The 15,060-nt window shown below is 37.2% G+C and carries 9 protein-coding genes; all 9 read left to right on the plus strand.

Annotated features, from left to right (window positions below; all coding sequences use genetic code 11):
- Positions 1 to 295 precede the first annotated feature (295 nt).
- The 9 genes from MCQ_RS06085 to MCQ_RS09215 all read left to right on the plus strand — a co-directional run bounded on the left by MCQ_RS06085 (position 296) and on the right by MCQ_RS09215 (position 15,054).
- Entirely contained in the window at positions 296 to 3,706 is a 3,411-nt protein-coding gene (locus MCQ_RS06085) for an autotransporter family protein (RefSeq protein WP_006924191.1), read from the plus strand.
- 974 nt (positions 3,707 to 4,680) lie between these two features.
- Positions 4,681 to 7,959 carry an autotransporter outer membrane beta-barrel domain-containing protein gene (locus tag MCQ_RS06090; RefSeq protein ID WP_006924192.1) on the plus strand — a complete coding sequence of 1,093 codons (3,279 nt, stop codon included), beginning with the start codon at positions 4,681 to 4,683 and terminating at the stop codon, positions 7,957 to 7,959.
- A gap of 548 nt (positions 7,960 to 8,507) precedes the next feature.
- Positions 8,508 to 10,562, plus strand: coding sequence for an autotransporter domain-containing protein (locus MCQ_RS06095; RefSeq protein WP_006924193.1), 2,055 nt, complete (start codon positions 8,508 to 8,510; stop codon positions 10,560 to 10,562).
- A complete protein-coding gene (locus MCQ_RS06100) occupies positions 10,555 to 12,891 on the plus strand; it encodes an autotransporter outer membrane beta-barrel domain-containing protein (protein ID WP_006924194.1) in 2,337 nt (778 codons plus the stop codon). Before MCQ_RS06095 ends, MCQ_RS06100 begins: the two co-directional genes overlap by 8 nt.
- Positions 12,892 to 13,140: 249 nt before the next feature.
- Positions 13,141 to 13,323 carry a hypothetical protein gene (locus MCQ_RS06105; RefSeq protein WP_159052271.1) on the plus strand — a complete coding sequence of 61 codons (183 nt, stop codon included), beginning with the start codon at positions 13,141 to 13,143 and terminating at the stop codon, positions 13,321 to 13,323.
- A 7-nt stretch (positions 13,324 to 13,330) separates the two neighbouring features.
- Positions 13,331 to 13,537, plus strand: coding sequence for a hypothetical protein (locus MCQ_RS06110; protein WP_006924197.1), 207 nt, complete (start codon positions 13,331 to 13,333; stop codon positions 13,535 to 13,537).
- Between the two features lie 328 nt (positions 13,538 to 13,865).
- Entirely contained in the window at positions 13,866 to 14,153 is a 288-nt protein-coding gene (locus MCQ_RS06120) for a hypothetical protein (RefSeq protein ID WP_006924198.1), read from the plus strand.
- Positions 14,154 to 14,244: 91 nt separating this feature from the next.
- On the plus strand, positions 14,245 to 14,454 hold the full coding sequence (locus tag MCQ_RS09665; protein WP_245256381.1) for a hypothetical protein: 210 nt from the start codon (positions 14,245 to 14,247) through the stop codon (positions 14,452 to 14,454).
- A gap of 438 nt (positions 14,455 to 14,892) precedes the next feature.
- Positions 14,893 to 15,054, plus strand: coding sequence for a hypothetical protein (locus MCQ_RS09215; protein WP_159052272.1), 162 nt, complete (start codon positions 14,893 to 14,895; stop codon positions 15,052 to 15,054).
- Positions 15,055 to 15,060: the final 6 nt, after the last annotated feature.

Consider the following 15,060-nt stretch of genomic DNA (forward strand, 5'->3'; position numbering starts at 1 on the left):
CATTACACTTAAATTCAACCAGAGATAAATAAAATAAACATCACAAAAAATTATTATTAATTTGTATGAAAAATAATATAAATTAAATACTTTTAATTATATATACATTATTTATTAAATATAAATACTTGCAAAATTAATACAAATGAAGATTTATTTTTGACAAATAGACGAAAATAACATACCAATAAAGACAATCATCGAAATTAATAACAATTATCCATTTTCACTTCTTCTTATGAAGTTCGCGGGGAAATGAATATTGGGGGGGGCTCTCATAAGGAGAATACTACTGATGTATAAAACATCCCTTTTGTCATGCACGGCTGCATCCGCTATCATCCTACTCAACATTCAATTGGCTGCACATGCTGAAACTCTCAAAGTTTCTGAGGAGAAAACAGTACCAGTATCAGATAAAACCTATGAAATGATTCACGCAAAAACCGGCGGTAAAATCACTGGCAAAGATTTAACAGTAATCGGAAATAAAGATATAAACTCAAATGAAAATAAAACCGCTTATGCTATAAAAACTGAAGGCACTGACAGTGCAATTACATTACAGGGTAGCACAACCATTAAAGGAACTGATTCTGTCATTTCCTTAGGTGTTCAAGCAAAAGATGGTGCTACATTTCAAATGACTGGAGGAACCATTACCGTTTCCGACACTGGTGCTCTCTTCTGGAACAATAATAACAACGAAAGCAAACTAAAAGATGTGACGATATCAAGCGGTAAAGACGAGGCACCACTGAATTTTGGAGTAATAGCACACCAAAACGGTACAGTCACTTTAGAAAACATAAAAGTGACACAAGCAGACAATGCCGTAATTGCAAATCATAATTCCAAAATAACAATTTCTGGAGGATCATTTGAGGCAAAAAATACAACAATAACTGCTCTAAACGGTAGCAGCATTACTTTAACCGACAATGCACAAATTACATCATCTGATGATGCTGGGCTCACAGCAAAAACACAATCCAACATCACAATAACCGGAGGAACTATAACAGGGAAAGACACAGCACTGATTACAACAAGAGGCGGACATATTAAGGTCACAGGTGGTACTCTAAAAACAAAGAGGACTAAAACAGATGCACCAGCTGAAGGCTCTCGCTATATCGATGGTTTTGGAGCATTTTCTAAGAGCTCTAACAGTATGATTGAGTTGGGAAATACCACGATTAGTGATACTAAAATCGGTCTTGATGCAAAAGATAGTGGCGCAATCAATATAACTGGGGGAAGCATTAAAGCTTCTGCAGCTGGTGCTGTCTTTGAAAACAGTAAGAGCGACAAAAACAAGCTGGAAAATGTAACTATATCAAGTGATAAAAATGATACGCTACTAAATTTGGGAGTAGAAGCAGACAATAGTAGCGTCACTTTAAAAGATGTAACCGTCTCTGAAGCAACCAACGCCATAGCTGCATATGATAATTCTAAAATAACGATATCAGGAGGATCATTTTCTGGAAACGATATAGGAGTACATGCACAAGAAGGCAGCTTTATTACTTTAACCGACAATGCTCAAATTATATCATCGAGTGGTTATGCCCTCCATGCAAACGGTTTAGATTCCGCCATCACAATGACAACAGGAAACATAACGGGGAAAGAGGCAGCATTAGCTGTTGAAAACGGAGGACATATTGATCTGAGAAATGTTTCTGTAACAGCAGGAATCAACGGTTTGCAGTTGTTAGGTCTCTTTGATAGCAAACTCGATGAATCAAATGATCCTCAAAAACATCAAAACAATGAGATCAATTTAACCAATGCAGATATTCACGTTGAAAATGGAACAGGAATTTTCGTTGGAGCTTTTACTAACGATAACATTGAAGATATTCAAGATTTGTCAATTGGTACAGTCAATCTTACAAATTCAGAAATCCATGCCGATGTTTTATTAGGAGATGGTGTTTTCGAAAATCCAAAATCTTGGGGATCCGACAATTATTGGAACAAGAAATATTGGAACAAGAAAGAGGTTAAAGCAATCTCCAACGGCACCTTCACATTAAACGCAAATCATTCCACTCTAGAGGGCAAAGCGAATATTGCTGAAGACAGAAATGTCCACTTTGATCTGAAAAACAACACCATATGGACATTGAAAAACAGTACAAAAGAAAAAGATGCTGATGGCAATTTACTTGATATTGATCAAAGAGCACGTTCTGATGTTTCTGTGCTTAGTCTCAACAACAGCTCCATCATCTTTCATGGACCAACAGAAGACCATTATCACACATTGCATATAGGGTCTGGTAAACCAGACACTTCAGAGGTCTATAAGGCTTCTGGTGATGCAAAGATTTACTTCAACACTGCTTGGAGTGATGGCATAGCAAGTGCCGATCAAAAAACCGATAGGCTTCTCATTCATGGTGATGTCTCAGGCAACACAACAGTTTATATCAAAAGCGATTCAGGGGACAGAAAGAGTGTAGTAAATGCTGCTGGTCCTTCCAATATAGGAGGACTTTCACTCATTCAAGTTTCCGGAAAAGCAAATGAAGACTCTTTCAAACTGGCAAATGGCTATACCACGAAAAATCATTTGCCTTATAAATATACGCTCACTGCCTATGGACCAGAGTCAAGCCATGGAAAAGCTGATGTTGCGCAAAACCTGTTTGATGAAAAGAATGAAAACTTCTGGGATTTCCGCTTACATAAAGAAATTCTTGAAACTGGTTCTAGCTCGGGTCCAAGTGTCATCGCCCCTGTAGCACAAACAGCAAGTTACTTAGTTATGCCAAATGCCCTCTTCTATACGGGATTAACCGATATGGCTAAACAAAACACGCTTTTAGCCAATATCAGAACATCGGTCTTAGGAAAAGAAAAAGAGAAACAAACAGGTTTCTTCCTCTACACTTACGGAAGCACAGGAACCTTATCTTCTGAACGCGGACCTCTCAAATACGGTTATGGTGCGGATATTGGTTATGCTGCTCTCCAAGGCGGTGTGACATTGGCAGCTATGGAAGGACAAAGCGCAACCACACATTTTGGTCTTGTAGGCACCTATGGACAGCTATCATTCACACCAAAGGACATAGTAGATGCTAGCAAGAATACACTGGATAAGTGGTCTCTGACAGCTTACGCAACGATACAACATAACAATGGTCTGTATGTGGATACACTGTTGTCCTATGGAATGCTAAAAGGAAATATCACCAATGCTCTCATTGGCAAAACCGCAAAGTTGAACGATGCTAAGATGTTGAGTGTCTCTACGACTATTGGCAAAGAATTTGCAACCAGTGTGGAAAGTTTAACCTTCGAGCCGCAAGCACAACTTGCCTATCAACATTTGATGTTTAACACCATTGAAGATGCCGATAACTTTACCGTTGATATGAATAATCCTTCGCAATGGTTGATCCGTGTTGGCGGACGTTTGACAAAAACCGTTGCTGCTGAAAACAACCATCCGATGTCTTTCTATGGAAAAGCAAACTTAATCAAAACTTTTGCTGATGATGGTACCATTGAGATTGGCAGAAAATTTGACCTTGATCCTATGGGAGCTGCAATTGAAGGCGGCATTGGCATCAATGCACAACTGTCTGGCAATCTCTCGCTTCATGGTGATGTCAGTTATCAACAAAAGCTTCAGAAAACTGGTATCTCTGGAGCTAGTTTTTCTGGTGGCATACGCTATCAGTTTTAAAATAAGGCTGTAAAAGCAAGCCTGTTTATTCTGTTTGCATTAATAAAAAAGACAGCACAATGTGCTGCCTTTTCAATTTATAAATCTGAATTCCTTTTTCACTGCTCTCTCTTTTCTTTTCAACACAGAAAGGAAAAAGCACTGTTATAAATTACTTTAGCGAATAGAAATATTATCTGTTTCTCTCAAATCTAGATTGTTTATTAATTAAAGAGCTATTCTTCCTGCTTCTCCATTATAAGTTTCAATGAATTGAGCCATATTTTTTTAACACTCTCAGAATTCATCCTTAACTTATGATTAAATCTCTTATTTATGACATACATATTTGTAGAATAAAAAAGCAGAAAATAATGATTTTAGTGATTATATTTAAATTCATAACATAAAAACGTTATAGATTATATATATATTAAAATTTATTTTTTCATGATTTTTATCCGAATAAGAAACATTTTCCAAATAATAAAATGAGTAAAACACCGTTTTACAAGAATATTAATGTTTTTTAGAATGAAAAAATGGCACACCTTTATACGATAAAGCAAAGATTTTCTGCTTTGCGAACAGTAGGATATAGACAAAATTTCCACAAAATAGAAAAAACGAAAATATTCTCGATCATCAATAAAGAATTACATATATATAAGTAAAAAATATTTTATTTTAAATATTAAATCATTTTTATATAAATATATACATTAACGCTTCATAATAATAAAATAATAAATATTATTCTAAAATTAATTTATAATATATAATTTATATTATAATGTATTATAATTAATTTTAATAAATTTTTTCAATAAAATAAAACATATTTTATATGAATATTTAAAATATAACAATATTAACCATATATTAACCATATTTATAGAAATTTAAACAAGAGAAATGTTTATATCATCCTTCTTATTAACCGAGAAGGATGACATATAAACTTATACGAAATTTATAAATTAGGATGATATTAGATGGATAAAAAATCTCTTTTATCATATACTGCAGCAGTAGTTATCATATTGTTCAATACCCACTCCCCTGCACCCGCCAAATCCTTTTCCGCTGGCAAAGGAGAAAACAAAACTGCCCAAACGGGAGAAAACTACGAAAATGTTTTTGCACTAGAAGGTGGCAAAATTCATGGCAAGAATTTAAAAATAACCGGTCTCTCCATACAAGAAGAATCAATAAAAAAAGATATAAGTGGTGCAGAAGCAAGAGAAACCGGCAGCATAATTGAATTGGAAGGAGATACAATCATAAAGAATGTTGCAACCGGTTTGTGGGCACAAGAAAACGGTACAATTAAGATGAGCGGTGGCTCTATTTACACGAGAAAAATGAATCTACGAACACCAATTGGTATAGAATCTGTGCTAAACGGTGCTATTGAATTAAAAAATGTAGAGATTGAGATAAGCGATAAAGATCAAAATACAACGGTAGTAGATGGAACTGGAGCTGGCATAAAGAATGGAGGAACATTGAGTATGACCGGCGGATCGATAAAAACCAACTACCAGGGTATCATTTTTGAAGATAGTAATAGTGATAAAAACGAGCTAGAAAATGTAAAAATTGATATTACTGGCCCCGTAACTGCTCCAGAAGAAAGCATAGGAATAAGCGCCATCCAAAAAAGCAAAGTCACCTTGAAAAAAGTAAAAATTACAAACGCAAGAACCAGCATACATGCAAGTGATAATTCTCAAGTAACAATATCTGGCGGTTCAATTCAAGGAAGTCACACAGGGATATATGTTGAAAAAGAGAGTGTCGTCACTTTAAAAAATGATGTTGAAGTTTTGTCAAATGACTGTGGACTTTCTGCAAATGGTCTGCAATCAAAAATTATCATGACAGGAGGAACGCTTACCACAATTGGCTCAAATCCTACAGCCTTAGCTGGATCCGGCGGGAAGATCATTCTTACCGATGTTGTTGTGCACACAACTGGTAATGAAACAGAAACAGAAACAGAAACACTACTAGAAAAAGATGCGCCATTAACAACGCAAGGATTAGAGGCACAATATCTACAATCAAAAATCATCATGATAAGAGGGTCGATTACCACAACGGGTATAAATCCTGCAGTCTTAGCTGGATCTGGCGGACAACTTAATCTTACTGATGTCTCTATGAACGCGCGCAATGTTGGATTACAAGCGCAAGGTGAACAATCGAAAATCATCATGAAAAGAGGATCAATTACCACAACCGGTATAAATCCGGCAGTTTTAGCTGGATCTAGCGGACAGATTAATCTCACCAATGTTTCTATAAAAACCAATGATATTGGGCTACAAGCACAAAATAAGCAGTCACAAATTACCATGAAAGGAGGAAGACTTCTCAAAACTGGACCACGATCCGCCGTCTTCGCAACATGTAGCGGACAGATTAATATCACAGACGCTCACATATATACTGATAGCAATGGGCTAACAGTACGAGGAAAACAATCAAAGATCACGCTCAAAGACTCAGAAGTCCATGCCAATATTTTATTAATAGGTCCACCGAATGAAGAGGATTCCGGCGAATCCAGCATTATAGCAGACCACTCTATCTTAGAAGGCGGTGCAAGAGATTCGGAAAAGAACCCAACCCAAACACTCTTTAGTCTCATCAATGGTACAACATGGTACTTAAAGGCGCCTACAAAAAACAATAATAACGAAAAAACTGATCTAATTGAAAAATTACATTCTGCAGTTTTTATGCTGAATCTCAACAACAGTACCATTGTCTTTAAAGACCCAACAGAAGATCAGTATCAAACATTACATATAGGGACTAAAACCCCTCACGCCATCAGTAAGAGCACAATGAATGAAAAAGCCTACAGTGCTAACGGCAACGCAAAGATTTATTTCAATCTTAAATGGAGCGATGGTACACCAAAAGAACAACAAAAAACGGACCGACTTCTCATTCATGGAAATGTATCAGGGACCACAATGGTTCACTTTCAAAAGATTTTGAAAGATGACAACACAAAAGCCGATAATTCTGTCCCTTTGAATCAGCGTGGTATCTCACTTATTCAAGTATCTGGAAAAGCAAATGAAAACGCATTCAAATTAGCAAATGGCTATACCATAATAGCTGGTTTACCTTATAAATATACGCTAAATGCCTATGGACCAACATCAAGCCGCGGTAAAGCCAGTGTTGAGCAAAATCTCGTGGGAGAAGAGGAAAATTTTTGGGATTTCCGCTTACAAAATGCCATTCTTGATTCTGAGGAAACGACCTCTCTTGATCCTGAAGAAAAAATCAGAGCTCTTGTGCCACAAGTAGCAAGTTATTTGGTGATGCCTCAAGCTCTATTCTCTGCTGGACTTTCAGATGTAAGCAATCAAAATGCACTGTTAAACAATATGCAAACAATACTGTTTGGACCAGAAAATCATAAAAAGAAAGGGCTCTTCTTGTCCTCCTATGGTAACAAGGTCATATTATCTTCTAGCCGTAGCCCATTGCAATATGGCTATGGTGCTGATGTTCGCTATGCGGCTTTACAAGCAGGCGTTACATTGTCCGCGCTAGAAGGTCAAAATATCGCGACAGATTTTGGTCTTTTGGGGACATACGGGAAACTAGCTTTTACCCCAAAGGGCATGGAAGGTGCTGGGAAAAGTGTACTTGATAAATGGTCACTCACCGCATATGGCAGCATCCAGCATGACAATGGTATATATCTAGATACGTTCTTCTCTTATGGAACTGTTAAGGGAAATATCACCTCCGCCCTTATTGGAAATACTACAAAACTGAATAATACAAAAACATTGAGTGCATCTGCCACTGTTGGCCAAAAATTAGCAACCCATGTTAAGGGAGTGGTATTTGAACCACAAGCACAGCTTATTTATCAGCGTCTCATGTTTGGCATTCTCTCAGATGTCGATGGCTTTGACGTGAATATGGGCAAACCTCATCAATGGTTAGTCCGTGTTGGCGGACGTTTAACGCAAAATGTATTTAATATGAGGAAAAACCGTGCTGTTTCCTTCTATGGTAAAGTCAATGTCATCAAAGCTTTTGGTGATAATGGTACCATAAAGATTGGTGATGCTTTCCAACTCGATTCCATGGGAGATTTGGTTGAAGGTGGCCTTGGTGTAAATGCACAATTCTCTCAAAATATCGTGCTTCATGCTGATGTCAACTATCAACAAAAACTCCAGAAATCCGGTGTATCTGGAATATATCTTTCCGGTGCGATACGCTACCACTTCTAAAGTAAAGCAAATATAAAGCGCAACATACACTTTAATAAAGAACAGTATGTTGCGCTTTTTTTCGATTTATAAAATCGGAATTGTTTTATTACTGTCCCTCTTTCCCTTTGATAAATAAAAGGGATAAGGTTTTTTTATTATTTCTAAAAGATAAAATACATAATGTTGTGATTTATCTTTTCTTTTTTTACGCAAGAGAGCCAAATAAAAAATTTTGGTGAGTATATGAGTATCTTCTGCCTTAACTGCGTAAAACTTTCATGACAACGAAATTTTGTTAATGAGCCCTCTTTCAAATACCCTGTATCATAGGATTTTTTTAAAGTAGAAACTTACCAAAATAAAATTTTTGGAACTCATTTTCCACTGATTTTGATGACTATTTGAAAAGGTTTCCTGAAGCAAACTTACCCATTGTTAGAGAGTATTATTAAAGTTCGTTTTGTTCTTTACAAGAAAAATATAATGATATAGAAAACGCCACGGTACTTGCGCCATCAGGGGAATGAAGTAAGCATCAAAGGCATACCAATAATAAAGGCATATCTATGTGTAAGAAATCTATTTATAAGAGAAGTTTTTTGTTATGTACAATTGCTGGAACTTTGATTTTTTCTCATTTCCGTCCAACCTATGCAGATACATCACCCGCTGAAATGACTGTACTTCGTGCGGATAAAAGAGGAGAAGAAAAGACTTTTAGTAATGTTATTGTCCGCTCTAGAGGGCCAGGAGCATCTGCTGATGACAAATCAACTCTCACAATTACGAACGCAACGATACAAACAGAATTGGCTGCATTTTCTGTATCAACGGGTGGGCGAATTTATGCTAAAGAAGTTGAAGCAAGTACCCGATACTCAGGTTTAGAGACTAGAAATGGTATAATTAATGTCGAAGATTCAATTATAGCCGTCAAAAAAGGAGGTGGCGGTGGTATTGTGTTCTATGAAACCCCCCAAAATAAAGTAGAAGAGGGAGAACAAGTTATCAACAAAGTGAATCTCAAAAGTACGAAGCTTCTTGTGGAAGATGGCGTCGGTATTCGCGGACCTTACGGTTCAAAAGCTGTTGCTGAGGTTCATCTTAAAGATTCGGAAATTCATGCCGATGTGTTATTGAGAAATAAGACAAGACGTATGTACTACGATGAAGATACTCTTCCTGTCTCTCTTACATTAACCGCTGACAATTCGGTTATAGAAGGAAGAGCAAGGACATTAAAAATAAACACAACAGTTCTCACTCTAAGTAATAACAGTAAGTGGTACTTAAAGGTCAGCCAAGAGGATGTAGATACTGATTTTAGTACCTTTAATTTCGATCTCAGTGATATTAAACAACGAGCACTTTCTACCGTTTCGGTACTGAATCTTAATGATAGCTCTATCATATTTAATGCGCCGTATGCTCTAGCAAAGAGCCAATATCAGACCTTGAGTGTAGGACGAACCGCTGAGGTTTATAAATCAAAAGACAATATGGTCCCTACTGTAGAAACAGCCTACCATGCAACAGGTAATGCAAGGATTTATTTTAATACTCAATGGAGTGATGGTCTACCGAAAGAGCAACAAAAAACCGACCGACTTCTTATTCATGGAAATGTATCAGGCACCACAACAATCAATTTCAATAATCTTTCAAACAATGAAAAGCAAAAAGTAGAGAATGAAGTAAAGAATTCTGTTGCTTCAAATATGCGAGGTATTTCACTCATTCAAGTATCTGGAAAAGCAGATGAAAATTCCTTCAAGCTCGAAAATGGCTACATCACAATGGATGGATTGCCCTATAAGTATACACTGAATGCTTATGGACCAACATCAAGCCGTGGAGAAGCTAATGAGCAGCAAAGTGTTTTAGGAGAAGTATCTCAAGAATCAGAGGAAAACACTCTTAAAGACTACACGAGCTATGTTATAAAAGGAAAGGTTCTTGAGGGAGTTCCAGAAAATAACAAAGCTGCATCAGCGCCAAATCACAGGGAAGTGGATAGCGTTCAAAACCGTTTAAAGAAAGGTAATAATTTCTGGGATTTCCGTTTGCAAAGTGCTACTCTCGAGAGTGCAGCAGAAATCAAAGCTCTCGTGCCACAAGTAGCAAGTTATTTGGTAATGCCTCAAGCTCTATTCTCTGCTGGACTTTCAGATGTAAGCAATCAAAATGCACTGTTAGACAATATGCGAGCAATGGACTTTGGAGCAAAGGATAATAAGAAGAGAGGTATCTTCTTATCAACTCACGGCAATAAAGTCACATTATCTTCCAACCGTAATCCATTACAATATGGTTATGGTGCTGATGTTCAGTATACTGCAGTGCAAGCAGGTATTACATTAGAGGACATGGAAGGTGCTGACAAAAGCACTTTAGATAAGTGGTTGCTTTCTGCATATGGAAGTGTCCGCCATAACAGTGGCATCTATGTCAATGCCCTCTTCTCCTACGCAGCTCTCCAGGGAAACATCACAACAACCCCCAGAGGAAATACTGCAAGTTTAGATGACAAAAATACATTGAGTGCATCTGCCACTGTTGGCCAAAAATTAGCAACCCATGTTAAGGGAGTGGTATTGGAACCACAAGCACAGTATGTTTAAGAAATCTATTTATAAGAGAAGTTTTTTGTTATGTACAATTGCTGGAACTTTGATTTTTTCTCATCTCCGTCCAACCTGTGCAGATACATCACCCGCTGAAATGATTATGCTTCGTGCGGATAAAAGAGGAGAAGAAAAGACTTTTAGTAATGTTATTGTCCGTGGTAGGTTTACTACAGGAGTTGCTGATGATGAAGCCTTTATTATTATTAAAAACTCAACGATGCGTTCAGATTCGACTTTACTTTCTGCATCAACAGGCGGGCGAATTTATGCTAAAGAAATTACTGGAAAAGCTGGAACTCGCGGTTTACGAGTTGCAAATGGTGCGATCCATGTTGAAGATTCCATCATAACCGTCTCTGAGCAACATAAAAGCTATGGTATCCTTTTTGATCACATCATAAGTTCCAATCTCAAAGAGGGTGAAAAAGTTATCAATAAAGCAACTCTTACCAATACAAAACTTCTTGTGAGAGATGGTATCGGTATTGTAGGCCCATATTACTCAGGTGCTATTGCTGAGGTTTACCTTAAGAATTCAGAGTTTCGTGCCGATATGTTATTAAAAAATAAAACTGAAACAGAGGATTCTCAGCCTGGTACTCTTAGATTAAATGCTGATAATTCAATTATAGAAGGAAGGGTAAAAGCTTTCCCGCAAAATACAACGGCTTTTACTCTGAAAAATAACAGCCAATGGTACTTAAAGATTAGTAAGTTTGAAGTAGATACGGGAGACGAATATAAACTATATCAACATGTGGACAAACTCCCCGGCACTAATCAAAAAGCGCTTTCTGTTATTTCGGTACTAAACCTTAATGATAGCTCTATAGTGTTTAATGCACCACATGCTCTGGTGCAGGGACAATATCAAACCCTCTACGTAGGGCGAACAGTCGATGTATCTGAACCGCAAGAAAATAGAGACTCCAATGTAGCAGCAGTTTATAATGCTACAGGCGATGCGAAGGTTTATTTCAATCTTCAATGGAGTGATGGGCTAGCCATAGAACAACAAAAAAATGACCGTCTTCTCATTCATGGCGATGTGACAGGGATGACAACAATTTATGTCAACATCCTTTCGAAAGATGAAAACAGAGTAGAGGATTCTGTTCCCTCAAATATGCGTGGTCTCTCGCTCGTTCAAGTTTCTGGAAAAGCAAATGAAACCGCCTTTAAACTGGCAAATGGTTATACCACAATGCACGGTTTACCTTATAAATACACATTGAACGCTTACGGACCAACATCAAGCCGCGGTAAAGCCAGTGTTGAGCAAAATCTCGTGGGAGAAGAGCAAAATTTTTGGGATTTCCGCTTACAAAATGCCACTCTTGATGATAAAGGAGAAATCAGAGCTGTTGTTCCACAAGTAGCAAGCTATTTGGTACTGCCTAACGCTTTGTTCTCCAGTGGATTTTCTGATGTAAACAATCAAAATATACTGTTAGACAATATGCGAGCAATGGACTTTGGAGCAAAGGATAATAAGAAGAGAGGAATCTTCTTATCAACTCACGGCAATAAAGTCACATTATCTTCCAACCGTAATCCATTACAATATGGTTATGGTGCTGATGTTCAGTATACTGCAGTGCAAGCAGGTATTACATTAGCAGCCATAGAGGAAGAAGAAATCACCACAGCTTTTGGTCTTTTGGGCACATACGGAAAACTAGCTTTCACCCCAAAAGACATGGAAGGTGCTGGAAAAAGTGTACTTGATAAATGGTCATTCACCGCATATGGCAGCATCCAGCATGACAATGGTATATATCTAGATACGTTCTTCTCTTATGGAACTGTTAAGGGAAATATCACTACAGCTCTCATTGGAAACACCGCAAAATTGGATGATACAAATACATTGAGTGCCTCAGCAAGCGTTGGACAAAAACTAGCAACCGATATTGAAGGATTGTTCTTTGAACCACAAGCACAACTTGTTTATCAACGCCTCACACTTGGTACTTTCTCAGATGTTGATGGTTTTAAAGTAAATATGGGCAATCCTTATCAATGGTTGGTACGTGTTGGTGGGCGTTTAACGCAAACCATGATTCCTGTTAAAGACGGCTGCCCCATTTCTTTCTATGGTAAACTGAATGTTCTTAGAGCTTTTGGTAATAATGGCACAATACAAATTGGTGATACTTTTCACCTTGATTCTATGAGATCATCAGTTGAAGGCGGTTTAGGTATTAATATGCACCTTTCTCAAAATGCTGTGCTCCATGCTGATGTTAATTACCAACACAAGCTCCAAAAAGCTGGCGCATCTGGAATTAACTTCTTCGGTGGAATACGCTATCGCTTTTAAAAATCTTTGATCTCTATTTTTGAACATAAGCAGCACGGCAATGTAAGCAGTGCTGCTTATATTTTGTGGGTCAAAAAATTATTCATTTTTATCAAAAAAAGAAAAATATATTAAAAAGCCTCTTTGTTCTTTATGCATAAGAAGCACTTATGACGTATAACTGCTTTTGCTTTGTTTTTTTCTTATTTTAATCTGACTTATACTAGTAGCATCTCCGGTTTAAGTGTTAAAACACGCTATGCACTTGAAGTGCCTGAACAACATCCTCAAAAAAGTTTGATCAATAATCCAACAACAAAAGCAAACAAACGTGAGAAGATAGCTTCTGGTGCTATGAGGAAAAAAATTTCACATTTCAGTAAGGAACTTCAAGAGGGATTAGAGAAAATAACAAATAACACTAACAAACAATTTCAAGCTATCAATCGCTAGAGATCTAATGAGCGTTACGCGACAGATAAAAAAACTCAATGATGTACATGCCCGTGCCATGGCTAATGTATATAACCATGATGTACAACACATGCTGCAAGCCAACGCGGATAATCAACCAACGCAATCACAACCCATTAAAAACAGCAAGAAAACATCTTACAACAATAAAGCAATGCAACTAATAACTTTTTACAAAGCGCATTGGACTTGATGCAGGGAACCAATAGCGTGTTAATGCCAAGCGCAAAAAATGGATGATGCAAGACAATCGCAATTGGAATGGGCTGCCAAATAAAGCAAATCTGCTGCACAAAGTGATAAAAACAGATAATCCCTTACAAAAATAAAAAATAAGGCGCTTTCCGATGCCTTACAGACAGAATTTAAAAATGCTTGGAACACCGATAAAGTAAAATAAAGTCCAGAGAAAAGATGAAGCTGAAGCCCCTTCTCTTGCATCTAAAGAGTATAAACCATTTTTCATTCACCTCAACACAGAGAAAGAACATGCTGTTCATAAATTCTACCCTGCTCATATTGTGCCACAACGTAAGGATAAAGAGAATTCATTCCTGATAACAGGTGATGAAATTTTTCAACAGCGTAAAATCAATAAAGATTGGCAACCTAATGTTGATGTTGATCCAAATGTTAACATCGCTTTCTCAACACCGAAAACGATTGTTAATACATCACCAATTGATACTGCTAACCAAACTAGCACTAATACCAAGAAACTGACTAAGCTTACAGATGATAAAGAAACCACAACTTTATCGCATGCCTTTCACTTTAAAGCAAAAGCTAAACGCTCACGCCACAAGTAGCGAATTCTTTGCTGATCCCTCACACATGTTCGCAGTTGAATTTGCTAATGGAAGCAATCAAAATGTATGGTTAGACAATATGCAAATAACGATGTTTGAACCAAAAGGTAATGAAGAGAAAAGATTTTTCTTCTCTCCTTATGGCAATAGAAGTATGTTATCTTCCAGCACTCATCTACCACAAGATGGCATTGGTGCAGATATTCGCTCTGCTGCATTACCAAAAGGTCTTACATTAAAAGCGCTAGAAGATCAAAATATCAGCACAAATTTTGATCTTCTGGGAGTATATGCAAATTAATCTTCACCCCAAAGGACATGGAAGACTTTCTTTCAAAAAAATATGCTTGATAAATGGTCACGCACCGCATAGGAGAATATTCAGCATGCAAATCGCATCTATGCGAGTACATTTCTCTCTTACGCAATTTTCAAGGAGAAATATCACCACCGCTCTCAACAGCATTATAAAAACATCGGGGATCTTTGCTACCGTTGATCAAAATTACCAATCAATGTTGAAAGAATAACGCTTGAAGCACAAACGCAACTTGTTTATCGGCGTCTCATGCTTGGCACTCTTGCTAGATGATGAAAGCTTTAAAATGAACATGAGCAATCCTTATCAAAAGTTGCACCATATTGGCAGACGGTTTAACGCTACATAAAGGCTATGCCGTTTTCTTCCACGCAAAACTGAACATTATCAAAGCTTTTGATAAAAAGAGAACGATACAGATTGGTGAAAGTTTTTCAGTCTGCTTCTATGAAAACTTCTATTGAAGGTGCTTTTGGTATTAACACGCATTTATCGCAAATATCGCAAAATATCGTGCTTCATGCTGATGTCAATTATCACCATAAACTCAAAAAAGTCAGTGTATCTGAAACACACATTTGAGGTGAA

The organism is Candidatus Bartonella washoeensis Sb944nv (assembly GCF_000278135.1).
GTDB classification, from domain to species: domain Bacteria; phylum Pseudomonadota; class Alphaproteobacteria; order Rhizobiales; family Rhizobiaceae; genus Bartonella; species Bartonella washoeensis.

Bases quoted from the DNA above. Each gene is read 5' to 3' on its own strand.
- MCQ_RS06085 (WP_006924191.1), top strand. From the start codon at position 296: ATGTATAAAACATCCCTTTTGTCATGCACGGCTGCATCCGCTATCATC.
- MCQ_RS06090 (WP_006924192.1), top strand. From the start codon at position 4,681: ATGGATAAAAAATCTCTTTTATCATATACTGCAGCAGTAGTTATCATA.
- MCQ_RS06095 (WP_006924193.1), top strand. From the start codon at position 8,508: ATGTGTAAGAAATCTATTTATAAGAGAAGTTTTTTGTTATGTACAATT.
- MCQ_RS06100 (WP_006924194.1), top strand. From the start codon at position 10,555: ATGTTTAAGAAATCTATTTATAAGAGAAGTTTTTTGTTATGTACAATT.
- MCQ_RS06110 (WP_006924197.1), top strand. From the start codon at position 13,331: ATGAGCGTTACGCGACAGATAAAAAAACTCAATGATGTACATGCCCGT.
- MCQ_RS09665 (WP_245256381.1), top strand. From the start codon at position 14,245: ATGTTTGAACCAAAAGGTAATGAAGAGAAAAGATTTTTCTTCTCTCCT.